The following is a 25,627-nucleotide window of genomic DNA, read 5'->3' on the forward strand; positions in this document are numbered from 1 at the left end:
AAAACTTTTTTTTGGCCGAGCTGCCATTCCCCTCCGCCCCCCTTGCGCGTCCCCCCCCACCCCCCCCCCCCGCCCCCCCCCCCCCCCCCCCCCCCCCCCGGCCCCCCCCCGAGGCCCTCGGACGGTCCCGGTCGCCGGTCGGTCGCGCACGGGGGCGGGAGCGGGAACCGGAGCGGGAACGGCCGAGGGCCGGCCGGGGGAGTCCGGCCGGCCCTCAGGGTTGGGCGGGGTGGGTCAGGGGCGCTGGGAACCGGCGTAGGGGCCGGGCTGGGGGGCGCCGGACTGCGGCGGGACGGCGCCGTAGCGGGGCGGGCGGTAGCCGCGTGGGTGCCGGGTCAGGTTGTAGCCCAGGACGCCCGCCAGGGCGGCCAGGGCGCCGCCGCCGATGGTCCAGTACCAGCGGCTGTTCCAGCCGGAGAACCAGCCGGTGTACCAGTGCTCCTCGGCCCCCACCGGGGCGGCCGCCTTGGCGGTGCTGGCGCCGCCGCCGGCCGGCGGGACCAGCGGGGCCTTGAGCTCGCCGCCCTCCGGCTGGGCGTTGTCCGCGTTGCCCTTCGCGCTGACGTGCAGTTGGACGGAGGTGGCCAGGCCCAGGTCGGTCTGCGGGACGTCGCTGACCGAGAGCCGCACGTAGTAGGTGCCGGGCAGCGGGTCGCCGGACCACGGCTCGGCCCAGGAGCGGATCTCGCGCAGGGTGCAGCTCAGCGTGAGCGTGCCGGTGTTCTGGTCGCCGGTGGCGTTCTGGGTGCCGGCGGTGCAGGACTGGCGGCGGCGGAGCCCGTCGAAGACCTCGGCGGACCAGGTCTGCGGGCCGTGCCGGTCGGTCGCGGGGGCCAGGTTGACGGTCAGGCCGATCGTCGGGGTCTGGCCCTCGGAGGCGCCGAACGCCCAGTACAGGTAGTCACCGGTGGAGGCGGCGACGTTGGCGTCCTGGCCGGGGGAGAGGTTGGTCGCGGTCAGGAAGGAGGTGCCGGCCTTGGTGGCCGGGGCCGGGGCGCCGCTCGCGCTCGCCGAGGGCGAGGGGGAGGCGGCGGAGGCGGTCGGGGCGGCCAGCGCGAGGGCGGGCAGCAGGGCGAGGGCGGCGAGGGCGCCGCGAAGGGTCGTGCGCGTGGTCGGTCGCATGGTCAGTTCTCCCGCCAGACAGAGATCCGCCAGCGGGCGATCCAGCCGAACACCAGGCCGAACAGCAGTCCGGCGAGGGTGAGGGTGAGCAGCAGGATCCAGCCGCGGCCCAGGCCCATCGCCGCGCCCTCGGGGGCGGACGAGGCGGTGGCCAGGTCGACGGTCAGCTCCAGCGGCAGGCCGGGGTCGGCCTGGACGCCGGCCTGCGGGGCCAGCGAGTTGCTGACGACCAGGCAGACGGTGGTCTCCGGCTTGGCGCTCGACGAGGAGGTCGGGCCGGTGGTGATGTAGCCCTTGGAGTCGCTGGTGGACCAGCGCAGGCCGGTGGAGATCACGTCGGTGCGGCTGCTGCCGGCGTCGGTGCCGCGGACCAGCTCCTGGCCGGTCGCGCTGGTGGCCTGCAGCAGGACGCCGTAGTCCCGGGCCACCGCGCGGTCCAGACCGACGCTGACCGAGGCGCGCAGCTCCTGGCCGGACTTGACCGGGACCTTGTAGACGCGGTGCTCGGAGAACTTCTCGCGGTCGCTGTACACGCCCGGGGCGAGCACCGGGGCGCTCTCGCACTTGTCGGCGCCGGAGGTCTTCACCGGGGTCACCGCGTAGGTGTCGTTGGAGCGGTCGACCAGCTGCTTCACCTTGTCGGTGAGCTGCTCCTGGGTGCGGACGTCGGTGTAGGTGCCGCCGGTCGCGTTGGCGATGCAGAGCAGCTGCTGGCGGGTCTTGTCGTCGTGGGCCAGGCCGAGGGTGTCGACGACCAGGTGGATGCCCTGGGAGGCGAGTTCACGGGCGACGTCGCAGGGGTCCGGCGGGGTGCAGGTGTCCTCGCCGTCGGTGATCAGCACCACCCGGCGGGTGGTCTCGCCCTTGCCGAGGTCCTGGGCCGCGCCGCGCAGGGCCAGGCCGATCGGGGTCCAGCCGGTGGGCCGCAGGGTGGCGACGGCCGTCTTGGCCTCGACCTTGTTGGTCTTGCCGACCGGGTACAGCTGCTTGGTGTCCTGGCAGCCCTGGGTCTTGTCGTTGCCGGGGTAGTTCGCGCCCAGGGTGCGGATGCCGAACTCGGTCTCCGCGGGCAGCGCGTCGATCACGTCGTTCAGGGACTGCTGGGCCACCGAGATCCGGCTCTTGCCCTGGATGTCCCGCTCGTTCATGGAGCCGCTGACGTCCAGGACGAGGTCGACCCTGGGGGCCTCCTTGGGCGCGGCGGCTCCGGCTGATGGTTCGTCGGCGTGGGCGGGCAGGCCGATGAGCAGCGAGGCGCCCGTTATCGCCAGGGCGCCCAGCAGGCTGCCGAGCCTGGTCTTTGGTCGTCGTCCGGTAGTCACCCGGTGATCCTAGGGATCATCAGTTCGCGATGGCCAAACGAGAGCGGATCGTGCGCCACCCCGCCACGGCGTGAACTCCGGCGCGTGGAAAGGCGGTCGGGGCTGCGCGGACTTACGTCCGCCCTACCCGGGCTGGATAGCCTTCCGTGCGGGTTTCGTGCGAGTCCGGGCGGGAATGGGGGCGCGGTGGAGCTGACGGGGGTCGGAAAACGGTACGGGCGGCGCGGGCGATGGGTCCTGCGCGGGGTCGATCTCGCCGTCGGGCCGGGGGAGTTGGTGCGGATCGCCGGGGCGAACGGGAGCGGCAAGTCGACGCTGCTCCGGCTGGCGGCCGGGATCGAGCGGCCGACCGCCGGGCGGGTGGCCCGCGCGGGTGGTGCCGCGTACGTGCCCGAACGCTTCCCGCCCGCGCTGCCGTTCGACGCCGCCTCGTACCTGCTGCGGGTGGGCCGGGTGCACGGGCTGTCGGCGGAGCGGGCGCGGCGGCGGGCGGGGGACTGGCTGGACCGCTTCGGCATCGCGGACCGGGCGGGCACCCCGCTGAGCCGGCTGTCGAAGGGCACCTGCCAGAAGGTCGCGGTCGCGCAGGCGCTGCTCGCGCAGGCCCCGGTCCTGCTGCTGGACGAGGCCTGGACCGGGCTCGACCCCGACGCCAGGGCGGTGCTGGACGAGGCGGCCGCGGAGCGGGCGGCGGACGGCGGGGCGGTGCTGTTCGTCGACCACGACCCGGCCCGGCTGGCCGGGCTGACCAGCGCCGCCTACCAGGTCGGCGCGGACGGCGGTCTGCGGCCCGCCGAGGAGGCGGGGCCCGTGCCGGACGGCGGCCCGGAGACGGAGGTCGAGGTGGACGTCCCGGACGGCACCCCGCTGCCGCCCCGGCTGCCCGGGGCGCCGCGGCTCACCCCGCTGGCCGGCACGGCCGTGCGGCTGACCGTGCCGGCCGCGCACACGGAAGCGCTGCTGCGCCGGCTGCTGCTCGGCCGACCGGCCGTCCGGGTGCTGGCGGTGCGGCAGCGGGAGGGGCGGCGGTGAGGCAGCTCGGGGCGCTGACCCGGTACCACCTGGAACTGCTGGTGCGCTCGCACGCCTGGCTGCCGCCGTTCCTGGCGTACGCGCTGCTGCTGGTGGTGGGCGTGTCGGCGGGCAACCCGCTGCTGGGCGACCTCGGCTACGGCGCGGCCGTGCTGCTGCCGGTGAGCGCCTGGTACGTGCGCAGCGCGCTCGGGGCGGAGCCGTCGGCCTCGCGGGCCTGCCTGGTCGCGGCGGCGGGGCCGCCGCGGGTGCACCTGGGCGCGCTGCTGGCGGCGCTGACGGCCGGGCTGGTGCTGGCGGCGGCCGAGGTGGCGGCGCTGTGGTGGCTGAGCGGGACGGTGGCCAACCCGGGGGTGGAGCGGCAGCCGCCGGTCGGACCGGCGCTGGCGGCCGGGGCGTCGGCCGCGGTGGTGTGCGTGCTGCTGGGGGTGGTGGCCGGGGCGCTGGCGAACCGGCCGGTGCTGGCGCGGCCGCAGTACGGCATCGCGGTGGCGCTGGCGTTGGCCGCGCTGGCGCTGGTGGCGCCGCTCTCGCCGGCCAACGCGGCGGTCCGCGGTCTGGTCTCGGCGGCCCGCACCGGTCGGGTCGCCGTGCCGTGGGCGGAACTGCCGCCGGCCGCCGTCCTGCTGGCCGCGGCGGCGGCCGGGGCGGCGGCGCTGGCCGGACGGCGGCCCGAGTGAGCGGAGGATTCATGCCAAGGGCGGACACACCGCAGCAAAAAGCCGATAAATATGGATAGTGCTCGTTAGGGTGACGAACCTGGGTGAACCGGCTTCGTGCCGCCGGTCCATTCCGATTGGCATCCCCCGGAACAGCGCTCCGGCTCCCCGCGACCCCCAGGACGGTCCGTGGCGACACCCCCCGCCGTGACGAGAACCGCAGCCCGGCCGAGCCGGCCGGTGCCGACCAGGCGCACCACCGAGCTGCTGCTGGTCCTGGCCGCCGTGCTGATCGCCGTGTTCGGCTACGTCGAGGTCGGCGTCAACCTGGACGGCAGGGTGCCGGCCGACGCGGCCGAGTACGGCGCCGCGCTCGGCGTGCTCGCCCTGCTGGCGCACGCCGTGGTCCGCCGGCGGGCCCGGTACGCGGACCCGCTGCTGCTGCCGATCGCGGTGCTGCTCAACGGGATCGGCCTGGTGGTGATCTACCGGCTCGACCGCGCCACCTCGGGCGTCGGCGCGGCCTCCACCCAGCTGCTCTGGTCGAGCCTGGGGGTGGCGCTGTTCATCGCGGTCGTGCTGCTGGTGCGCGACCACCGGCGGCTGCAGCGGTACGCCTACCTCGGGGCGCTGGTGGCGCTGGTCCTGCTGGTGCTGCCGATCTTCTTCCCGCCGGTGTACGGCTCGCGGATCTGGATCGTCCTCGGGCCGCTGTCCTTCCAGCCGGGGGAGTTCGCCAAGATCCTGCTGGCCGTCTTCTTCGCCGCCTACCTGGCGGTGCACCGGGACGCGCTGGCGCTCACCGGCCGCCGGGTCTGGCGCTGGCAGCTGCCTCGCGGCCGGGTGCTCGGGCCGGTGCTGCTGATCTGGGCGGCGTTCGTCGGCGTCCTGGTGCTGGAGACGGACCTCGGCACCTCGCTGCTGTTCTTCGGCCTGTTCGTGGTGATGCTGTACGTGGCCACCGCGCGCACCGGGTGGATCGTGATCGGGCTGGTCCTGGCGGCGGTCGGGGCGGTCACGGTGGGCTGGCTCTCGCCGCACGTGCACAGCCGGGTGACGGACTGGCTGGACCCGCTGGGCTCGATCGCGGCGGGCAAGGGCGCCAACCAGATCGCCCAGTCGCTGTTCGCCTTCGCCTGGGGCGGGGAACTGGGCACCGGGCTCGGCGACGGGCACTCGGTGCTGATCGGCTTCGCCGCCAAGTCGGACTTCATCCTCGCCACCATCGGCGAGGAACTCGGCCTGACCGGGCTCGTCGCGGTGTTCCTGCTGTACGCGCTGCTGATCTCCCGGGGGTTCCGGACGGGCATCGCGCTGCGCGACCCGTTCGGGCGGCTGCTGGCGATCGGCCTGGCCGCGATCGTCGGCCTCCAGGTGTTCGTGGTGGCCGGCGGGGTGCTCGACCTCATCCCGCTGACCGGGATGACGCTGCCGTTCGTCGCGCAGGGCGGCTCCTCGGTGGTCACCAACTGGATCATCGTGGCGTTGCTGGTGCGGATGAGCGACATCGCGCGTCGGCCGGCCCCGGCCCCGGCCCCGGTCCTGCCCGTGTCCGTGTCCGCGCCCGTGTCGGAGGAGGACTGATGGTGCGCACCCGCTCCCGTCCGCGCGCCCGGGGCAACGGGCCGCAGGGCCTGCCGGGCATCTCCGTCACCGGGCGCCGCGCGGGCGTCTTCTGCCTGCTGCTGGTCGCGGCGCTGTGCGTCCAGGCCACCCGGGTGCAGGTGTTCCAGGCCAAGGACCTCAACCACAACGCCGCCAACCAGCGGCTCACCATCGAGCGGTACTCGCAGCCGCGCGGCGACATCCGGGTCGGCGCGGACACCGTGACCGGCTCCGAACCCACCGGCGGCCGGTACGACTACAAGCGCACCTACACCGACGGTCCGACGTACGCGGCCGTCACCGGCTTCGCCTCGCAGGCGTACGGCAACACCCAGCTGGAGGGGATCGAGGACGACCTGCTGTCCGGGACGGACAGCAGACTGGCCGGCTGGGCGGTCTGGGACGCCGTCGCCCGCAGGCAGAACCCCGGCGGGGACGTCTACACCACCCTGAACCGGGCCGCCCAGGAGGCCGCGGTGCGCGGGCTCGGCAGCCAGAAGGGCGCGGTGGCCGCGATCGAGCCGGCCACCGGCCGGATCCTCGCCCTGGCCAGCACGCCGTCCTACGACCCGGGCAGCTTCGCCGGCTCCGCCGCGGCCGACCAGGCCGCCTGGAACCGGCTGCAGGCCGACACCGACCAGCCGATGCTCAACCGGGCGCTGCGCCAGACCTACCCGCCGGGCTCGACCTTCAAGGTGGTCACGGCGGCGGCCGCGCTCGCGGCCGGGGTGGTCACCGACCCCGACGCGCCGACCGACGCGCCGTACCCGTACGTGCTGCCCGGGACGACCACGCCGCTGGTCAACGACACCTCGGCGTGCGACCGGCCCGGCCAGTCGCTGGACACCGCGATGGTCTACAGCTGCAACAGCGTGCTGGGCTACCTCGGGGTGCGGACCGGGCTGGACCCGATGGTGGCGATGGCCGAGAACTTCGGCTTCAACGACGCCAGGCTGGACATGCCGGTGCGCCCGGCCCGGTCCAACTTCGACACCACGATGAACCAGTCGCAGGTGGCGCTCTCCTCGATCGGGCAGTTCGACACCGCGGCGACCCCGCTGGTGATGGCGATGGTCGCGGCCGGGATCGCCAACGACGGGACGGTGATGCGTCCACAGCTCGTGGACAGACTGACGAAGGGCGACGGCACCGCGGTGCAGCTGATGAAACCCGCCGTGTACCGGCGGGCGATGACCCCGGCGGTGGCCGGGCAGGTGCAGAAGCTGATGACCGACGTGGTGGAGAACGGCACCGGCGGCAACGCCCGGATCGGCGGCGCGGTGGTCGGCGGCAAGACCGGCACCGCGCAGCACGGGGTGGACAACAGCGGGACGCCGTACGCCTGGTTCATCTCCTGGGCCAAGCCCGCCGGCTCGGACGCGGTGCCGCCGGTGGCGGTGGCCGTGGTGATCGCGGACAGTGACGCCACGGACGTCACCGGCGGCGGGCTGGCCGCGCCGATCGCCCGCTCGGTGATGCGGGCGGTGCTGGGCCGCTGAACTGCTGCCTTAGCTGCTGGACGGCGAATCCGCCGTCTGCGAAGTGTCCGGTTTGTATAGACTCATGCGCCAATTCGTACAATGCGCCGATCCGGACTGTTCGTTTGCGACACTGGTGCTTTCGCGGGGTACTGTCCCATCTTTGTTCGGTTGGTCCCCGATGACACCCCATGACGCGTCGAGTGACCGGCCGCCAGGACACCCTCCCCCGCCCAGAAGGACCGCAGCTGTGACCAGCAACTCTCTCGGTGCGCGTCTGCTGCGACGCAAGCCCGTCTCGTCCCTCATCGCCGAGAGCGAGGGCCGGGACGGCCTCCCGGCCGGTGCGCCCGAGGAGGGCGGACGCTCCGGCATCCACCTGCGTCGCACGATCGGCCTCTGGCAGCTGTCCTCGATCGGCATCGGCGCCACCATCGGCACCGGCATCTTCTTCGTGCTCAGCAGCGCGGTGCCCTCGGCCGGCCCGGCCGTCATCCTGTCCTTCGTGCTCGCCGCGGTCACCGCCGGACTCACCGCGCTCTGCTACGCCGAGATGGCCTCCGCGATCCCGGTCTCCGGATCCTCGTACTCCTACGCCTACGCCACCCTCGGCGAGGGCGTCGCGTTCGGCGTCGGCATCTGCCTGCTGATGGAGTACGGCGTCTCCGCCTCCGCGATCGCGGTGAGCTGGGCCGAGTACCTGAACAAGTTCTTCGACCTGACCTTCGGCTTCACCATCCCGGAGCAGTTGTCCGGCGCGCCGAACGACACCCACTGGTTCAACCTGCCGGCGCTGCTGCTGGTCGCGATGGTCTGCGTGCTGCTCATCCGCGGCGTCAGCGAGTCGGTGAAGGTCAACGCGGCCATGGTCGGGATCAAGATCCTGATCCTGCTGCTGTTCGTCGGCGTCGCGCTCACCGGCTTCCACTCCGGCAACCTGACCCCGTTCATGCCGCTCGGCATCGGCGGCGTGCAGGTCGCCGCCTCCAGCATCTTCTTCTCCTTCATCGGCCTGGACGCCGTGTCCACCGCCGGTGAGGAGGTCAAGAACCCGCGCCGCACCCTGCCGCTGGCGATCATCATCTCGCTGGTCGTGGTGACCCTGCTCTACATCCTGGTCGCCCTCGCCGGCATCGGCGCCCAGCCGTGGCAGAAGTTCCAGGGCCAGGAGGCCGGCCTCGCCCAGATCCTCCAGGACATCACCGGCCAGACCTGGCCCTCGATCGTCTTCGCGATCGGCGCGATCCTCTCGATCTTCAGCATCACCCTCGTGGTGATCTACGGCCAGACCCGCATCCTGTACTCCATGGGCCGCGACGGCATGCTGCCCAAGCGCTTCGCCGAACTCTCCCCGCGCACCGGCACCCCGGTCTGGAACACCCTCGTGGTGGGCCTCGGCGTCGGCGCGCTGGCCGCCTTCGTCCCGCTGAAGGAACTGGCCGACATCACCAGCCTCGGGACGCTCATCGCCTTCTCGGTCGTCTCGATCGGCGTGATCATCCTGCGCCGCACCCAGCCCGACCTGCCGCGCGGCTTCAAGGTCCCCGGCTACCCGGTCGTCCCGCTGCTCAGCGTCGCCTTCTGCGCCTACCTGATCACCGGCCTGCACGCCGACACCTTCCGGGCCGGCGCGATCGCCCTCGCCGTCGCCGTGGTCGTCTACTTCGGCTACAGCATCAAGCACTCCAAGCTGGAACAGCAGGCGCAGGCCGCCACGGCGGACAGCTCCACCGGCCACCGCAACAGCTGAGCCGGACGAATCCGGACATGGGGGGCCGCCGATCACGACACCCGGCGGCCCCCCTCATGCCACCTCCCGCTACGTGCCCCACGCCATGGCGACAGGGCCCGGCCACCACCCATAACCTTCCACCATGGTGAGCACCCGCACGCCCGGCTTCTCCCGCCCGCGCGGCCGCTTCACCGGCCGCAGCAGAACGCCGGCCCCGCCGACCCCCGCCGGAGCGCCGTCCGGACCAGGACGACCGCCCCTCGGCTTCTCCAGTCGGCCGTTCCCCCGCCAGCGTGGCGAGAGCACGTTCCCGCCCACGCCCGATCGGCTGAATCCCGCCCGACTCGCCTCGATGCGCACCGTCCAACTGCTCGGCTGCCTGATCGCGGCCGGCTGGGCGGCCGCCTTCCCGCTCGTCTCCGACCTGCCCAACCAGCGGATGTGGGGTTTCATCGCGGCCCCCGCCTACGTCCTGGCCGGGCTGCTCTGCCTCACCCTGCCGCGCCGCTACGCGGCCCGCGCCGCCGCCGTGGTCGCGCTCGCCGGGGCCGTCCTCGCGCCGCTCGCCCTGCTCGCCGTGCAGGGCCGCCACCAGTCCGAGGTGATGGTGGTCGAACGCTCGGCGCACCTGCTGCTCACCACCGGCAGCCCGTACCTGCCGCACCCGGTGGTGGTCACCGACTACAACCCGTACCTGCCGGCCATGACCCTGTTCGGGATGCCGCGCCAACTGCTGGGCGACGGCTCCGACCTCGCCCAGGTCGCCGGGGACGCCCGGATCTGGTTCGCGCTGGCCTTCGTGGTCTGCCTGCTGGCCAGCTGGCGGCTGCTGCGGCCCACCCGCGAGCGCGCGCCGCTGCTGCCGCTCGCCGTGCTCACCGCCTCGCCGCTGATCTCGCTGGCCCTCGTCGTCGGCGGGGTGGACCTGCCGCTGATCGGCCTCTGCTGCCTCGCCATGGCGCTCGCCGAGCGGGACCGCACCGTCGGCGCCGGCCTGGTGCTCGCCCTCGCCTGCACCCTCAAGTGGACGGCCTGGCCGGCGCTGCCGGTCGCGGCCCTGCTGCTGTGGCGGCTGTACGGCCGCCGGCCCGCCGCCCGGACCACGCTGATCGCGCTCGGCACCGGCCTGGCCGTGCTCCTGCCCTCCGTGCTGACCCGGGCGGACGCGCTGCGCGAGCAGGTGGTGCGCTTCCCGCTCGGGCTCACCGCCATCCGCACGCCGGCCGGCAGCCCGCTGCCCGGCAAGGTGCTGGCCGGCTTCGGGCCGACCGGGCACTCCGTCTCGCTGGCGCTGATGACCATGGGCGGGATCGGGGTGGCCATCTGGCTGCTCGCCCGGCCGCCGGTGTCCGCGATCGCGGCCGCCGACCTGCTGGCCGCCGGGCTGGCGATCGCGTTCATGCTCGCCCCGGCCGGGCGGTTCGGCTACCTCGCCCTGCCGGTGGTCCTGGTGATCTGGCCGCGGCTGGCGGCCCGGCGCTGGAGCAGCCGGCGCCCGATCCCGCCGCACCGGCTGCCGGGCAGACCGGAGCCCGCCCTGCCACGGGGCTGAGCGGGCTCCGTCCGGACGGGTTGTTCTAGCGGCCCGCGGCCTTGAGCAGCGAGGCGACGGCCGGGCCGGCCGCGTCCACGCCGTGGCCGCCGCCCTGCACCTCGGCGGCGACCGCGATGTTGCCGCGGAAGGCGGTGAACCAGCTGTTGGTGGTGGTCGCGCCGGCGACCTCGGCGGAGCCGGTCTTGGCACCCGCGTTGTCGGTGATCCCGGCCATCACGTCCTTGGCCGTGCCGCCGGTGGCGGTGGCGTTCATCATCGCGCGCAGCTTGCCCGCGACGTCCGGCGCGATCTGGCGGGCCGCCGCCTGCTGCGGCAGGCCGGCGACCAGGATCGGCTGCTTGAACGCGCCGCTCTGGACGGTCGCGGTGATCGAGGCGATGGCCAGCGGGTTCATCTGGACCTTGCCCTGGCCGATGTAGTTCATGGCCTGCTCGTCCTTGCTGCCCGGCGTCGGCGGCACCTTGCCGTCGGTGTTCGGCAGACCGGTCTTCCACTCCAGGCCGATGCCGAACACGTCCTTGGCCGTGCTGGACAGCGTCTCGGGCTTGAGGCTGGTCAGGCCCTGGTTGATGAAGGCCGTGTTGCAGGACACCATGAAGTCCTGCTGGAGCGTGTTGTTGGGGAAGGCGCCCGGGAAGTCGTTCGGGATCGCGACCGGGTTGCTGCTCTTCTCCGGGCAGGCCACCACGGTGTCCGGGTTGACCCCGGCCTCCAGCAGCGCCGTCGAGGTGACGATCTTCATCGTCGAGCCGGGCGCGAGCAGGCCGGTGAAGGCCCGGTTCTGACCGCTGGCCGGCGCGTTGGCGAAGGCCAGCACCTGGCCGGTGCTCGGCTCGATCGCGGCGATCGACCCGGACTTGCCGCCCAGGTCCGTCATCGCCTTCTCGGCCGCCGCCTGGATGGTGTTGTCGATGGTCACCTTGAACGGCTTGCCGGGCTTGGGCTCGACGATGGTGAACAGCTTGTCCGAGGCCCCCTTTCCGGCCGGGTCGCTGATCACCACCGCGCTGCCCGCGTCCTGGTCCTTGTTCGGGTCCGGCGGCAGCAGCTTGTGGGCGTTGTCCTGGAGGGTGGACAGCAGCGCCGGGGTGAGCGAGGCGCCCTGCAGCGGCTTGCCGTTGCGGTCCACCACGGTGGACGGCGGGGCGAAGACCTGCTGGGTGGCGATCGTCTCGTTGCCGGACAGGTGCGGGTGGATCACCGTCGGCGCCCAGTGCACGGCCGGGGTGTTGTCGCTCATCTTCACGACGTTCAGGAAGCCGTTGTAGTCCCAGACCCGGTTGGTGCCGGCGAACTCGGCGCGCGCCTTGAAGCCCATCAGCACACCGGCGGGGCCGGCCGAGGCGGAGGCCGACGGCGAGTCGGTGGCACCGGGGGTCGCGCCCGCCGACGACGTGGCCGAGGCTCCGGCGGAGGGCTTGGCCGGCGCGGGGGTGCCGGTGGCCGACGCGAAGGCCTGCGGGGTGGCCGGGCCGGCCGGGGCCAGGGTCAGCGCGCTCGGCTTGACCTGGTCGCGGAACGCCGTCAGCGCGGTGGTGGCCGCGGCCGGGTCGTCCGTCAGCGCGGCGGCCTTGTCCAGGTCGCCGGCCGCCCAGGCCGCCAGGAAGTCCTTCGCACCGTTGGTCGCCTGCTCGGCCGAGGGCGGCTCGGCGACCACCGTGCGGGGCTTCTTCGCCGAGGACGATCCGGAGTCCGAGCCGCCCATCAGGCTGTACGCCCCGTAGCCACCGCCCGCGAGCACGGCGACGGAGACGCCGGTGATGATGCCGATCTTCGCGCCTCTGCGCATGGTGCTGTTCCCCCAAGGGTCTGCCGGACGGGCGCGACCGACCGGGGCCGGACACGTTGTTCCCCCCACCCTAGGCAGCGCCGATCGGTGCGCCGACGAAATGCCCGCGAGTTGTGACGGATCTGGTACGTGTCGTGCACCGCATACGGACGATTCGGGGAACAGCGGTGTCGATCAGATCCAGCTGTTGAACCACATCCGCTGGCGCCAGTCGTCCATCGGAATCGTCTGCCCGGTGAACAGCGGGAAGAAGAAGAGGAAGTTCCACACGATCAGCAGCACCAGCAGCCCGGCCGCCGCCGAACCGATGATCCGGCGGTCCCGGGAGGCCCCCGGAGGCCCGATCAGCGCACCGACCAGCATGGTCACCGCGAGCACCAGGAACGGGACGAACACCACCGCGTAGAAGAGGAAGATCGTCCGCTGCTGGTAGGCGAACCACGGCAGGTAGCCGGCGGCCAGGCCGCACAGCACCGCGCCCGCCCGCCAGTCCCGCCGCGCCACCCAGCGCCACAGGCAGTACACCAGCGCCACCACGGCCGCCCACCACAGCAGCGGGGTGCCGATGCCCAGCACCTCGCGGGCGCACTCGGCGGCCGTGCAGCCGCTCTGGCCCTGCTTGGGGGACTCGTAGAAGAACGAGACCGGCCGGCCCAGCACCAGCCAGGACCACGGGTTCGACTGGTAGGTGTGCGGGTCGCTCAGGTGGGTGTGGAAGTCGTAGACCGTCGAGTGGTAGTGCCACAGGGCGCGCAGCCCCTCGGGTATCCACGGGTAGTCGGTCGAGCGGCCCACCGCCCAGTCCCGGCCCCAGCCGCCCTTGCCCGGCACGTTGCTGCTGGCGAACCAGCCCCACCAGGACGTGACGTAGACGACCAGCGACACCACCACGACCGACACGAAGGCCGGCACCACGTCCCGGGCGAGCGTCGCCAGGTACGGGCGCGGGGCCCCGGCCAGGCGGCGGGCGCCGACGTCCCACAGCACCGTCATCACGCCGAAGGCCGCCGCCACGTACAGGCCGCTCCACTTGGTGGCGCAGGTCAGGCCGACGCAGACGCCGGCCGCGATCCGGTACGGGCGCCAGCCCAGGTTCGCCCGCTGCGCCAGCACCGCGTCCGGCACCCCGCCGAGCCGGTCGGCCAGCCGGGCCCGGGTGCGGTCGCGGTCCAGCAGCAGGAAACCGAAGGCGGCGAGGATCCAGAACATCACCACCAGGTCCAGCAGCGCGGCGCGGCTGAGCACCAGGTGCAGGCCGTCCACCGAGAGCAGCAGGCCGGCCACGCAGCCCAGCAGGGTCGAGCGGAACAGCCGGCGGGCGATCCTGGCCACCATCAGCACCGACAGCGTGCCGAGCAGGGCCACCGCGAACCGCCAGCCGAAGGGGTTCATGCCGAACAGCATCTCGCCGGCGCCGATGATCCACTTGCCCACCGGCGGATGGACCACGTAGGAGGCCGCCGAGCGGTACGGGACGGCCGCGCCGGGCGTCATGATCTGCTCGTTGGCGCCGTCCGGCCAGTTGATCTCGTAGCCGCCGTGCCAGAGCGCGTAGGCGTCCTTGGCGTAGTACGTCTCGTCGAAGATGATCGCGTGCGGCTGGCCGAGGTTGGTGAAGCGCAGGATCCCGGCGAACACCGCCACCGCGATCGGGCCCAGCCAGCCGGACCAGCGGCACAGCCACGACCACACGGCCGGCGGCACGGACACGCCCAGCCGCAGCAGCAGCGGCGACGGAGGCACCACCGCCGGGGTCACCCCGGGGCCGTCCGGCATCGGCGGGACCAGGCGCTCGGCCAGCGGGGCCACCGGGCGGCCGGCGTAGCCGAACCCGGCCAGCCGCTCGCGCCAGCTGCGCGCGGCGCTGCCGGGCTGGTCGGGTCGGCCGGGTTGGTCGGGCTGGTCCGGGCGGTCGAACTGGTCGGGTTGGTCGGGCCGCGCGGGGCTCCCGGCCTGGTCGGCGGGCCGCGGAGCCGGGACGGCGGAGGACGGCAGGCCGGCCACGTCGCCGCCATCCTGCGCGGTGTGGTCTGTACCAGTGGGCGTGCGCGCCGCCGTGTCGCCGTTCATCCGCCACATCGTAGGGGCGCTTCTCGCACGTGTGACCGCTCCCTCGGAAGCTGCCCGAATCGTCACCAAAAGCCCCCGGGCCGCGGTAGCTGCAAGGATGGGGCCCGTGACAGGAGTACTCGTTCTCGCAGGCACCCCCATCGGCGACGTCTCGGACGCCCCGCCCCGGCTGCTCACCGAACTGGCCACGGCGGACGTGATCGCGGCCGAGGACACCCGGCGGCTGCGCCGGCTCACCCAGGCGCTCGGGGTGACCCCGGCCGGGCGGGTGGTCTCCTACTTCGAGGGCAACGAGGTCGGCCGCACCCCCGAACTGGTCGAGGCACTGCTCGGCGGCGCCCGGGTGCTGCTGGTCACCGACGCCGGCATGCCGTCCGTCTCCGACCCCGGCTACCGGCTGGTCGCCGCCGCCGTCGAGGCCGACGTCAAGGTCACCGCGGTGCCCGGGCCGTCCGCCGTGCTCACCGCGCTCGCGCTGTCCGGCCTGCCCGTCGACCGCTTCACCTTCGAGGGCTTCCTGCCGCGCAAGACCGGCGACCGGGCCCGGCAGCTCGCCTCGATCGCGGCCGAGCCGCGCACCATGGTCTTCTTCGAGGCGCCGCACCGGATCGCCGAGGCGCTCGCCGCGATGGCCGAGGCGTTCGGCGCCGATCGGCCCGCCGCCGTCTGCCGCGAGCTCACCAAGACGTACGAGGAGGTGAAACGCGGACCCCTCGGCGACCTGGCGGCCTGGGCCGCCGAAGGCGTCAGGGGCGAGATCACCGTCGTCGTCGCGGGCGCCCCGCCGGCGGCGCCGCAGGAGCTCACCCCCGCCGAACTGGCCCGGCTGGTGGCCGTCCGGGAGGAGGCCGGGGAGCGCCGCAAGGAGGCCATCGCGGCCGTCGCGGCGGAGCTCGCGCTGCCGAAGCGGGAGGTGTTCGACGCGGTGGTGGCGGCCAAGAACGAGGCGAAGAGCGAGGCCTCGAAGGGGGCGGGGACGGGGCCGTGAAAGAGGGGTGAATTCCGGGGGGTTGCGTGACCCCGGGGGAGTCGTACCTTTGAGGGAAGGCCCCGGTAAACGCCCACGGAGCTGAAAGTTCGGTCGCGGTTTCCGGAACGATCCAGGCCTTTCGTATAGGAGTTCCCAACCCGCGTCCAACTCTTCACAAGCAGGGCATCGGCCGAGGCCGTCAGGGCATTTCCTGGAATGGAAAGACCCAGCCGGGCGAGCGCCCGGCGGGCGCTGGGAGACGGCTATGAGCGAGATGATCGGTAGCCCCCTCGGTGGCAACGCGCTGAGCGCCCCCGGCCTGGCCGGACGGCCGCACACTCCCGTCGAGACCGTGCGGGAGGCCTACTCCTTCGCCTGCCTGCGATGCGGGTACGGCTGGGAGCAGGCGTACGACATCGAGCACCACGCCGGCAAGGACGGGCACGTCGTGTTCGAATACCACGCCAACGGTGTCCGGGTACCGTCCCCGCTGCTCAAGCCGACCTGCCCGGGGTGTGGCGGACACACCGTCCGGATCATGCGCGAGGGCCGGGTCGCCACCGCCGACCAGTCCTGGCACCACGCCCCCGGCTACCCGGCGCACGCCGAGCCTGCCGGGGCGGCCCCGGTGACCGACCCCGCGAAGCCGCGCGGACGATGGGCCCGGTTCTGGTCGCGGCTGCTGGGCTGACCGCCGGCACCGGGAGCGCACCCGGGGGCCGCCCGCCGCGAGCAGCGCGGCGGGCGGCCCCCGCCGTCGCCGGCCGGGCGGCAATCCGTCGAGGGCAGCGGGCAGCAATCCGTCGAGGGCGGCGGGCGGCAATCCGGTCGAGGGCTGCGGGCGGGCCCGACTAAGCTTTCCGACCATGGCGGCCACTGCAGACCACAGCACCACCGGGGCGACCGCCCCGGCGTACTACGTTTCCACCCCGATCTACTACGTCAACGATCGCCCGCACCTGGGCCACGCGTACACCACCGTGGCGGGCGACGTCCTCACCCGCTGGCACCGCCAGCGCGGCGAGAAGGTGTGGTACCTGACCGGCACCGACGAGCACGGTCAGAAGATCATGCGGACCGCCGAGGCCAACGGCGTCAGCCCGCAGGAGTGGTGCGACAAGCTGGTCGAAGAGGCCTGGAAGCCGCTCTGGGAGCACCTGGAGATCGCCAACGACGACTTCATCCGCACCACCCAGCAGCGCCACACCGACCGCGTGCAGGAGTTCGTCCAGGACCTGTACGACAAGGACGAGATCTACAAGGGCGGCTACTCCGGCCCGTACTGCGTCGGCTGCGAGGAGTTCAAGCTCCCGGCCGAACTGCTCGACGGCGCCACCGAGGACGAGAAGCTCTGCGCCGTGCACAAGCGGCCGGTCGAATGGCTGGAGGAGGAGAACTACTTCTTCCGCCTCTCCGCCTACGGTCCGAAGCTGCTGGAGTTCTACGCCGCCAACCCGGACTTCATCCAGCCGGCCTCGGCCCGCAACGAGGTGCTGCGCTTCGTCGAGCAGGACCTGAAGGACCTCTCGATCTCCCGCTCCACCTTCAACTGGGGCGTCCCGCTGCCCTGGGACGAGAAGCACGTCCTGTACGTGTGGGTGGACGCGCTGCAGAACTACATCACCGCGGCCGGCTACGGCAGCGACCCGGAGCGCTTCGCCGAACTGTGGCCGGCCTCCGTCCACCTGGTGGGCAAGGACATTCTGCGCTTCCACGCGGTGATCTGGCCCGCCATGCTGATGGCCGCGGGCCTGCCGCTGCCCAAGCGGGTCGTCGCCAACGGCTGGCTGATGGTCGGCGGCGAGAAGATGTCCAAGTCTAACCTGACCGGCATCTCGCCCACCGACCTCACCTCGCACTTCGGCGTGGACGCCTACCGCTACTACTTCCTGCGGGCGATCCCCTTCGGCACCGACGGCTCGTTCTCCTGGGAGGACTTCACCGCCCGGTACACCTCCGAACTCGCCAACGACTTCGGCAACCTGGCCTCCCGGGTCGCCGCCATGGTCGGCAAGTACTTCGACGGCGCGCTGCCGGCCGCCGCCGCCCCCGGTGACGCCGAGCAGGCCATCGCGGACGGCCTCGCCACGGCCCTCGCCACCGCCGACCGGAAGATCGGCGAGGAGCTGGACTTCGCCGGCGGCCTCGCGGCGATCTTCGAGTTCGTCAAGCAGGTCAACGGCTACCTCACCGAGCAGGAGCCGTGGAAGGTGGCCAAGGACGACTCGGAGCAGGGCCGGGCCCGCCTCGCCACCATCCTCTACACCGCCGCCGAGGCGCTGCGCGGCACCGCCGTCATGCTCAACCCGGTGATGCCGTCCACCGCCGAGAAGCTGTGGACCTCGCTCGGCGCCGAGGCCGGCCTCGGCGCGCTCGCCGCGCAGACCATCGCCACCACCGCCGACTGGGGCCGGCTGCCCGCCGGCAGCACCGTCACCAAGGGCGAGATCCTGTTCCCGCGCCTCGAAGAGAAGCCCGCATCCTGATGTCTGCCAAGGACGACGCCCGGTCGACCCCGCCGCCACTGCCGGAACCCCTGGCCGTGGCGGTGGCCGACTCGCACACCCACCTCGACATGCAGGCCGGCACCCCGGCCGAGGGACTGGCCCGGGCCGCCTCGGTCGGGGTCACCACGGTCGTCCAGGTGGGCTGCGACGTGCCCGGCTCGCGCTGGGCCGCCGAACTGGCGGCCCAGTACGAGCAGGTGCACGCGGCCGTCGCCCTGCACCCCAACGAGGCGCCGCGGATCTTCCTCGGCGACGCGGACGGCTGGTCCGGCCAGCAGCGGAAGGCGGGCGGCGAGGCCGCGCTGGAGGAGGCGCTCGCCGAGATCGACCGGCTCGCCGCCCTCCCGCAGGTCCGCGCCGTCGGCGAGACCGGCCTCGACTACTTCCGCACCGGCCCCGAGGGCGTCGAGATCCAGAAGGAGTCGTTCCGCCGCCACATCGAGATGGCCAAGCGGCACGACAAGGCCCTGGTCATCCACGACCGCGACGCCCACGAGGACGTCATCGCCGTCCTGCTGGCGGAAGGCGCCCCCGAGCGGACGGTCTTCCACTGCTACTCCGGCGACGCCGAGATGGCCAAGGTCTGCGCCGAACACGGCTGGTACCTGTCCTTCGCCGGCCCGGTCACCTTCAAGGCCAACCAGCCGCTGCGCGACGCCCTCGCCGCCACCCCCCTCGACCGGGTCCTGGTCGAGACCGACGCGCCCTTCCTCACCCCCCACCCCTACCGCGGCCGGCCCAACGCCCCGTACCTCATCCCGGTCACCGTCCGCTCGATGGCCGGCACGCTGGGGCTGCACGAGGACGAGCTGTCCACGGCGATCGCGGAGAACACGGCCCGGGCCTTCGGGTACTGAGCCGGTCGAACGAAAGTCTGATTCCGGCGGAACGATTCGGCACTCCCGGCTGCTTCTTGGGCTGGCTAGCATGAGTGCAGTGAGGGAGGTGGCGATGACCGCCGAGCCGATCGACTGGATGCATCCGCCGTCCCAGGGCTGGACGTACGAGCAGGTCAAGGACCTCGACCTGCCGTTCGATTGGGAACTGGTGGACGGAGCCGTCGTGGTCCGAGGGATGGCGAAGTGGTGGCACGACCAAGTGCGCGATCAGCTGCTCATCAGGTTGTCCGGCGCGCGGACCACGCCTTACGTCGTGAACGCCGAGCGCTGCGTCCTGCTCGACGAATACAACACCTCCAAGCCCGACGTCGTCGTCATCGACAAGACCGGCCTCGACTTCTTCGAGCTGGAGTGCACCCCGCCCGAGTCGGTGGTCCTGGCGGTCGAGGTCGTATCACCCGGCTCCAGGGTCGTCGACCGTTTCCGCAAGCCAGGCCAGTACGCCGAGAAGAAGATCCCGTACTACTGGCGGGTCGAGCGCGGCCTCGACAACCTGCCGATCGTGCACGAGTTCCACCGGGACGACGAGAAGGGCGTCTACCTGCCCGTCGCCCAGCACGAGGGCGTGCTCCGCACCTCGGTGCCGTACCCCGTCGAGATCGACCTCGCCGAGGTCGTCGAACTCTGAGGGCCCCACGCGCCCGTATCCTTGGCGCGTGAGCACCACCGACCCCACCCCTGACAGCCACCTGCTGGGCGCCGCCGACATTCGGGAGCTGGCGGCCGCGTTCGGCGTGAAGCCGACCAAGCAGCGCGGGCAGAACTTCGTCATCGACGGCAACACCGTGCGGCGGATCGTCCGGGCAGGCGGGGTGACGGCCGAGGACGCGGTGGTCGAGGTCGGCCCCGGGCTCGGGTCGCTGACGCTGGCGCTGCTGGAGGTGGCCGCGCACGTCACGGCGGTGGAGATCGACCCGGTGCTGGCACAGCACCTGCCGGCGACCGTCGCGGCCCGGATGCCCGGCAAGGTCGACAGCTTCGACCTGGTGTTCAGCGACGCCATGGAGGTCACCGAGCTGCCCGGGCCGGCGCCCACCGCGCTGGTCGCCAACCTGCCGTACAACGTGGCCGTGCCCGTCCTGCTGCACATGCTGGCGACCTTCCCCAGCATCGAGCGCACCCTGGTGATGGTGCAGGCCGAGGTCGCCGACCGGCTCGCCGCCAAGCCCGGCAACAAGGTCTACGGCGTCCCGTCCGTCAAGGCCAACTGGTACGCCGACGTGAAGCGGTCCGGTGCCATCGGCCGGAACGTGTTCTGGCCCGCCCCCAACGTCGACTCCGGGCTGGTCTCGCTGATCCGCCGCGAGCCGCCGAAGACCACCGCCAGCCGCAGGGAGGTGTTCGCCGTCGTCGACGCCGCGTTCGCCCAGCGGCGCAAGACCCTGCGCGCCGCGCTGGCCGGCTGGGCCGGCTCCGCCGCCGGGGCCGAGCAGGCGCTCGCGGCGGCCGGGATCGACCACAAGCTGCGCGGCGAGATGCTCACGGTGGAGCAGTTCGCCGCGATCGCCGAGCACAAGCCGGTGATCTCCGAGCACGAGCCGGTGATCTCCGAGCACGAGCCGAAGATCGCCGAGCACGAGCCGGAGGCGGACTCCCAGTGATCACCGTGCGGGTTCCGGCCAAGGTCAACGTCCAGCTCGGGGTGGGCGGACTGCGCGCTGACGGGTTCCACGACCTGGCCAACGTGTTCTTCGCCGTCGCCCTCGGCGACGAGGTCACCGCCACGGCGGGGGAGGGCGTCACGCTCTCCTGCACCGGGCCGGACGCCCACGTCGTCCCCCTCGACGACAGCAACCTCGCCGCCCGCGCCGCCCGCCTGCTCGCCGCCCACCACGGCATCGCCGACCCCGGCGTGCACCTGCACATCGCCAAGGCCATCCCGGTCGCCGGCGGCATGGCCGGCGGCAGCGCCGACGGGGCCGCCGCGCTGGTCGCCTGCGACGCGCTCTGGCAGCTCGACACCGCCCTCGACACCCTCCTGGAGCTGGCCGCCGAACTCGGCTCCGACGTGCCGTTCGCCCTGCTCGGCGGCGTCGCGCTGGGCCTCGGCCGGGGCGAGATCCTGCAGCCGCTCACCGTCGACGGCACCTTCCACTGGGTGTTCGCGGTCGCCGACGGCGGCCTCTCCACCCCCGCCGTCTTCCGCGAGTGCGACCGTCTGCGCGAGGAGGCCGGCACCGGCTCCAGCGACACCGACGTCCGCACCCCCGACGCCGACCCCGCGCTGCTCGCCGCCCTCGCCCAGGGCGATGCCGTCGCCCTGGCCGCCGCCCTCGCCAACGACCTCCAGCCCGCCGCCCTCTCGCTGCGGCCCGCGCTCGCCGCCACCCTGCGGGCCGGCACCGAGGCCGGCGCGCTCGGCGCCCTCGTCTCCGGCTCGGGGCCGACCTGCGCGTTCCTCGCCAAGGACGCCGACGCGGCCGCCGCCGTCGCCGAGGCGCTGCGGGCCTCCGGCACCTGCCGGACCGCGCACGCCACGTACGGGCCGGTGCCGGGGGCGGCGCTGGTGCCGTAGGGGCCCGCCGGTGCCGGGGGCGGCGCTCGTGTCGTAGGGACCCCGCCCGTGCCGTAGGGGCTTCGCCGGTTCGGGGCCCGCCGGTTCGGGGCCCCCGCCGCCGCAGGCGGTGAGGGCGCTTCGGCGGGCCCATTAGGCTGGGGAGATCGGGGCGTCCCCGACAGGGGTGCCCGGCCGCGACCGGCGGGCCGCCCCGAGACCGCCAATCCCAGGAGCGCAGCAGACGTGGCCGTCAACCTCGCCACCATCGAGTCCGTCACGAAGGTCTACGGCACCCGCGCCCTCCTGGACGGAGTCAGCCTCGGCGTCAGCGAAGGCGACCGGATCGGCGTCGTCGGACGCAACGGCGACGGCAAGACCACCCTGATCCGGATGCTCGCCAAGCTGGAGGAGGCCGACAGCGGCCGGATCACCTGGAACGGCGGCCTCCAGCTGGCCGTCCTCACCCAGCACGACTCGCTCGACCCGACGGCCACCATCCGGCACGAGGTGATCGCCGACCGGGCCGACCACGAGTGGCTCGGCGACGCCCGCATCCGCGACATCGTCGAAGGCCTCTTCGGAGGCCTCGACCTGCCCGGCTTCGCCGACGGCCTCGACACCGTCATCGGCCCGCTCTCCGGCGGCGAGCGCCGCCGGATCGCCCTCGCCAAGCTGCTCCTCGGCTCGCCCGACCTGATCGTCCTCGACGAGCCCACCAACCACCTCGACGTCGAGGGCATCAACTGGCTCGCCCAGCACCTGCAGAAGCGCCGCTCCGCGCTGGTCTGCGTCACCCACGACCGCTGGTTCCTCGACCAGGTCTGCACCCGGATGTGGGACGTCCAGGGCGGCGCCGTGCACGAGTACGAGGGCGGCTACTCCGACTACGTCTTCGCCCGCGCCGAGCGCTCCCGGATCGAGGCCGTCGAGGAGCAGAAGCGCCAGAACCTCGCCCGCAAGGAACTCGCCTGGTTGCGCCGCGGCGCCCCCGCCCGCACCTCCAAGCCGCGCTACCGGATCGAGGCCGCCAACGCCCTGATCGCCGACGTGCCGGAGCCCCGGGACCGGTCCGAGCTGATGAAGTTCGCCAACGCTCGACTGGGCAGGACCGTCTTCGACCTGGAAGGCGTCACCGTCAAGGCCGGCCCCAAGCTGCTGCTGGAGAACCTCACCTGGCAGCTCGGCCCCGGCGAGCGGATCGGCCTGCTCGGCGTCAACGGCGCCGGCAAGACCTCGCTGCTGCGCGCCCTGCGCGACGCGTACGCCTCCGAGGGCGACGTGCAGCCCGCGTCGGGTCTGATCAAGGTCGGCAAGACGGTGCGGCTCGCCTACCTGTCGCAGGAGGTCGTCGAACTGGACCCGGCCATCCGGGTGCTCCAGGCCGTCGAGCAGGTCCGCTCGCGCGTCGACCTCGGCAAGGGCCGGGAGATGAGCGCCGGCCAGCTGTGCGAGCAGTTCGGCTTCGGCAAGGACAAGCAGTGGACGCCCGTCGGCGACCTGTCCGGCGGCGAGCGGCGGCGGCTCCAGCTGCTGCGCCTGCTGATGGACGAGCCCAACGTGCTGTTCCTCGACGAGCCCACCAACGACCTCGACATCGAGACCCTCAACCAGCTGGAGGACCTGCTCGACGGCTGGCCCGGCTCGATGATCGTCATCAGCCACGACCGGTTCTTCATCGAGCGGACCACCGACGTCGTCCACGCGCTGCTCGGCGACCAGAAGATGCGGATGCTGCCGGGCGGCGTCGACGAGTACCTGGAGCGGCGGGCGCGGATGGCCGCCTCGATCGCCGCCGCCGCTTCGGCCGCGTCGGGTGCTTCGACCGCCTCGACCGCTTCGGCCGCGGCGTCCGGCGGCTCGGACGCCGGGACCGCCGCGTCGGCCCTGTCGGGCGGCGACCTGCGGGCGGCGAAGAAGGAGATGCAGAAGATGGAGCGGCAGATCGCCAAGCTGGACCAGAAGGAGTCCAAGCTGCACGCCCAACTCGCCGAGCACGCCGCCGACTTCTCCAAGGTCGCGGAGCTGGACGCGCAACTGCGCACCGTCCGGGAGGAGAAGGAGGAGCTGGAGCTGAGCTGGCTGGAGCTGGCCGAGCAGGTCTGAGCCCCGGTCGGGGTTCTGGCCGGAGTCCTGATCGGGGTTCTGGCTGGAGTTCTGGTCGGAGTCTTCTGGTCGGAGTCCTCTGGCGGGGACCGGGACTCCGGTCGGGCCCTACCGGGCCAGCAGGGCCTCCAGCTCGTCCGCCGCACGGCCCAGCGCACTGCGCGCCGGGTCGTGCGGCGCCGTCGGGCGGGCCGCCGCCCCGGTCGGCGGGCGGTGCTCGCGGGCCGCCGCCGTCAGCTCGTCCAGCGCCCGGCGCACCCGCCCCACCTCCGCCGGATCCGGCACCCGGCCGCCGTACCGCAGCTGCGCCGCGAACGCCGCCACCGCGCCGCCCAGCCGTTCCAACGCCGCCGTCGCCGGCAGCCACTGCTCCGCCAGCCGTCCCGTCGGCGGCGGCTCGGCCAGCCCCTGCCGCACCTCCTGGCGGGCGTCCTCCAACGCCCGGTACGCCGTACGGCGCAGCCACACCTCGGCCCGGCCCGCGTCCCCGGTGACCGCGTCCAGATAGGCCCGCAGCGCGGTGGCCGCGTCCACCAGTCGGGGCTCGATCCGGTGCCGCGGACGCTCCGGCCACAGCAGATAGCCGAAGAGCAGCACGATCGCGCTCGCGAGCACCGTGTCCAGCACCCGCGGCCAGAACTCGGCCGCGCTGCTCTGCCCGCCCAACTGGAGCAGGATCAACGCCATCGGCGTCATCGCCACCGTGTTCAGCCCGTAGTGCGCCGCCGTCGCGTACGGCAGCAGGGCCACGCAGAACGCGGCGATCGCCGTCAGTACCCACGCGTCGGTCGTGAGCGACACCACGGCCGCCGTGACCGCCACCCCGAGCACCGTGCCGACCGAGCGGCTCACCGCCCGCAGGAACACCGAACCGAGATCCGGCTTCAACACGAAGGCGATCGTCATCGGCACCCAGTAGCTCTTGCTGAGCGGGTAGCTGGCCGTCACCGCCGAACCGACCGCGATGCACAACGCCACCCGCAGCCCGTACCGGACCGAACCGCGCGACAGCAGCCGCACCCGCAGCCGCCACGGATCGGGCGGCGGCGCCGGGGCGGTACCGACCTCCGCCTCCCGGCCGGCCACGGTGTCGGCCGCCGCGCGCAACGCCACGTCCAGGGCCTGCCGGGACGGCGTGTCCGGCTGCCACTGCGGAACGGCGACCTCGCCGCCGCCCCGCCGGACCGCGTCCGCCAACCGGAGCGGCACCTCCGCGACCTCGGGCGGCACCGGCCGCCACGCCCACAACAGGCCCGTCGCCGCCTCGGTGGCGGCCAACGCCGCCTCGTACATCCGGCGCAGCCGAACCGTACGGGCGGACTCCGACCCCGGGCGGTGCGGTCGCGGGAGGAGGTCCTGCAACTGGTTCAACCGGGCCGTCAACACCTGGCGCGAAGCCGCGCCCTGCGGCGTGCCCAAATCGGCCAGCGTCCGGCCGAACGCCTCGTACACGGCCGCCAGCGCACGGTTGCGCGGATCCGAGGCGGGACGGCGGTGCGCGCCCCCCGGCAGACCCAGCACCACCACGAACGCGGCACCCGCCAGCATCATCGGCGCCGCCGCCCACCACGGATCCGGCAACGGCATCCCGCTGCCCAACGCCGCCGACACCAGCAGCAGCATCCCCGCCGCCGAACCCCGCGGGCCCGTCGCACTCAGCGCGCCGGACGCGAACGCCGTGAACGTGAGCGCCGCACCGAGCACCACCGCCGAAACGTGCGCGTGCTGGAGGGAAGTGCCGATCAGCATGCCGAGCGCCGAAGCCAGCACCGCCGACACGATCCGGGGCACCCGCAGGCCACTCGGCTCCGCGCGGTCGTTCATCGTCGCGTGCATCGCGCCCAGACCGGCGAACACCCCCAGATCCAGCCGGTGCCCCAGCAGCCCTGCGGCCAGCGGCACCGCCATGCCCACCGCCGCGCGGGCCATCAGCGCCAGCGGCAACGGCGGCCGGGAAGGACGGGCGGCACGGGCCCACCAGGAGGGGGCGGACTCGTCTGCGGGCATCAGGTCACGTCCGTTCTGCGGCCAGGGGTCGCTGCTGTGCGACATTGCGCGGCAGATGGGGGCGTACCCGGTCCAACCGGGCGAGGCCAGTCTACCGGGGCCCGGCGCGGCACCCCCGAGGGCCGCACGTGTCAAGTTCGTACCGATCCCGCACAGGCGGGCCAAGGGCCCTGCCGACCCGACAGGGGCGGTGGCTACGATTACGGAGGCGGAGACCGCCCCCAGGGCGGGCGGTGCACCGACCAGCACTGTACGACCGAGAAGTTGACGGTATGTTGCG

Annotated in this window: 19 protein-coding genes; 14 read left to right on the forward strand and 5 right to left on the reverse strand. The window is 73.2% G+C overall.

Translation table 11 applies throughout. The annotated features are described in order from the left end of the window. Positions 1-234 precede the first annotated feature (234 nt). Positions 235-1,122 (reverse strand): peptidase, encoded by an 888-nt coding sequence (locus tag AC07AL_RS21490; RefSeq protein WP_363585349.1) that lies wholly within the window; start codon positions 1,120-1,122, stop codon positions 235-237. A gap of 2 nt (positions 1,123-1,124) precedes the next feature. After that, a complete protein-coding gene (locus AC07AL_RS21495; RefSeq protein WP_371517392.1) occupies positions 1,125-2,444 on the reverse strand; it encodes a VWA domain-containing protein in 1,320 nt (439 codons plus the stop codon). A gap of 186 nt (positions 2,445-2,630) precedes the next feature. Between AC07AL_RS21495 and AC07AL_RS21500 the strand changes: the two genes are divergently transcribed. From AC07AL_RS21500 to AC07AL_RS21525, 6 genes are all read left to right on the forward strand, one after another. Next, positions 2,631-3,476 (forward strand): ATP-binding cassette domain-containing protein, encoded by an 846-nt coding sequence (locus tag AC07AL_RS21500; protein ID WP_363585348.1) that lies wholly within the window; start codon positions 2,631-2,633, stop codon positions 3,474-3,476. Next, positions 3,473-4,156, forward strand: coding sequence for an ABC transporter (locus AC07AL_RS21505; RefSeq protein WP_363585347.1), 684 nt, complete (start codon positions 3,473-3,475; stop codon positions 4,154-4,156). Before AC07AL_RS21500 ends, AC07AL_RS21505 begins: the two co-directional genes overlap by 4 nt. A 186-nt stretch (positions 4,157-4,342) precedes the next feature. After that, positions 4,343-5,719, forward strand: a complete 1,377-nt coding sequence (locus tag AC07AL_RS21510) for an FtsW/RodA/SpoVE family cell cycle protein (protein WP_363585346.1) — start codon at positions 4,343-4,345, stop codon at positions 5,717-5,719. Beyond that, positions 5,719-7,239: a penicillin-binding transpeptidase domain-containing protein gene (locus AC07AL_RS21515; protein ID WP_363585345.1), complete on the forward strand. Its 1,521-nt coding sequence runs from the start codon at positions 5,719-5,721 to the stop codon at positions 7,237-7,239. Before AC07AL_RS21510 ends, AC07AL_RS21515 begins: the two co-directional genes overlap by 1 nt. 160 nt (positions 7,240-7,399) lie before the next feature. Beyond that, positions 7,400-8,968, forward strand: coding sequence for an amino acid permease (locus AC07AL_RS21520; RefSeq protein ID WP_400988697.1), 1,569 nt, complete (start codon positions 7,400-7,402; stop codon positions 8,966-8,968). 124 nt (positions 8,969-9,092) lie between these two features. After that, complete coding sequence (locus AC07AL_RS21525) at positions 9,093-10,502, forward strand: glycosyltransferase 87 family protein (RefSeq protein WP_478317950.1); 1,410 nt, start codon at positions 9,093-9,095, stop codon at positions 10,500-10,502. 25 nt (positions 10,503-10,527) lie between these two features. Here AC07AL_RS21525 and AC07AL_RS21530 read toward each other — a convergent pair whose 3' ends face one another. After that, entirely contained in the window at positions 10,528-12,294 is a 1,767-nt protein-coding gene (locus AC07AL_RS21530; protein WP_363585342.1) for a penicillin-binding transpeptidase domain-containing protein, read from the reverse strand. A 174-nt stretch (positions 12,295-12,468) separates the two neighbouring features. Continuing rightward, positions 12,469-14,364 carry a dolichyl-phosphate-mannose--protein mannosyltransferase gene (locus AC07AL_RS21535; protein ID WP_400809506.1) on the reverse strand — a complete coding sequence of 632 codons (1,896 nt, stop codon included), beginning with the start codon at positions 14,362-14,364 and terminating at the stop codon, positions 12,469-12,471. A 106-nt stretch (positions 14,365-14,470) separates the two neighbouring features. Between AC07AL_RS21535 and rsmI the strand changes: the two genes are divergently transcribed. The 8 genes from rsmI (at position 14,471) to AC07AL_RS21575 (ending at position 23,340) form a co-directional block, all read left to right on the forward strand. Next, on the forward strand, positions 14,471-15,352 hold the full coding sequence (rsmI, locus tag AC07AL_RS21540; RefSeq protein ID WP_400809503.1) for a 16S rRNA (cytidine(1402)-2'-O)-methyltransferase: 882 nt from the start codon (positions 14,471-14,473) through the stop codon (positions 15,350-15,352). Between the two features lie 247 nt (positions 15,353-15,599). After that, positions 15,600-16,025, forward strand: coding sequence for a hypothetical protein (locus tag AC07AL_RS21545; RefSeq protein ID WP_363585339.1), 426 nt, complete (start codon positions 15,600-15,602; stop codon positions 16,023-16,025). Positions 16,026-16,200: 175 nt separating this feature from the next. Beyond that, positions 16,201-17,820 carry a methionine--tRNA ligase gene (metG, locus tag AC07AL_RS21550; RefSeq protein ID WP_363619213.1) on the forward strand — a complete coding sequence of 540 codons (1,620 nt, stop codon included), beginning with the start codon at positions 16,201-16,203 and terminating at the stop codon, positions 17,818-17,820. Then, on the forward strand, positions 17,820-18,698 hold the full coding sequence (locus AC07AL_RS21555; RefSeq protein ID WP_363585337.1) for a TatD family hydrolase: 879 nt from the start codon (positions 17,820-17,822) through the stop codon (positions 18,696-18,698). The genes metG and AC07AL_RS21555 overlap by 1 nt, the downstream gene beginning before the upstream one ends. Positions 18,699-18,768: 70 nt before the next feature. After that, on the forward strand, positions 18,769-19,368 hold the full coding sequence (locus AC07AL_RS21560; protein ID WP_478317951.1) for a Uma2 family endonuclease: 600 nt from the start codon (positions 18,769-18,771) through the stop codon (positions 19,366-19,368). A 28-nt stretch (positions 19,369-19,396) separates the two neighbouring features. Then, positions 19,397-20,341, forward strand: a complete 945-nt coding sequence (gene rsmA, locus AC07AL_RS21565) for a 16S rRNA (adenine(1518)-N(6)/adenine(1519)-N(6))-dimethyltransferase RsmA (protein WP_478317952.1) — start codon at positions 19,397-19,399, stop codon at positions 20,339-20,341. Beyond that, a complete protein-coding gene (locus tag AC07AL_RS21570; RefSeq protein ID WP_363585334.1) occupies positions 20,338-21,255 on the forward strand; it encodes a 4-(cytidine 5'-diphospho)-2-C-methyl-D-erythritol kinase in 918 nt (305 codons plus the stop codon). Before rsmA ends, AC07AL_RS21570 begins: the two co-directional genes overlap by 4 nt. 225 nt (positions 21,256-21,480) lie before the next feature. Continuing rightward, positions 21,481-23,340: an ABC-F family ATP-binding cassette domain-containing protein gene (locus AC07AL_RS21575; protein ID WP_363585333.1), complete on the forward strand. Its 1,860-nt coding sequence runs from the start codon at positions 21,481-21,483 to the stop codon at positions 23,338-23,340. A gap of 108 nt (positions 23,341-23,448) precedes the next feature. On the opposite strand, the gene AC07AL_RS21580 is transcribed toward AC07AL_RS21575, so the two are convergent. Beyond that, positions 23,449-25,347, reverse strand: a complete 1,899-nt coding sequence (locus tag AC07AL_RS21580) for an FUSC family protein (protein ID WP_478317953.1) — start codon at positions 25,345-25,347, stop codon at positions 23,449-23,451. Positions 25,348-25,627 lie beyond the last annotated feature (280 nt).

This window comes from Kitasatospora sp. NPDC043949, from assembly GCF_056435365.1.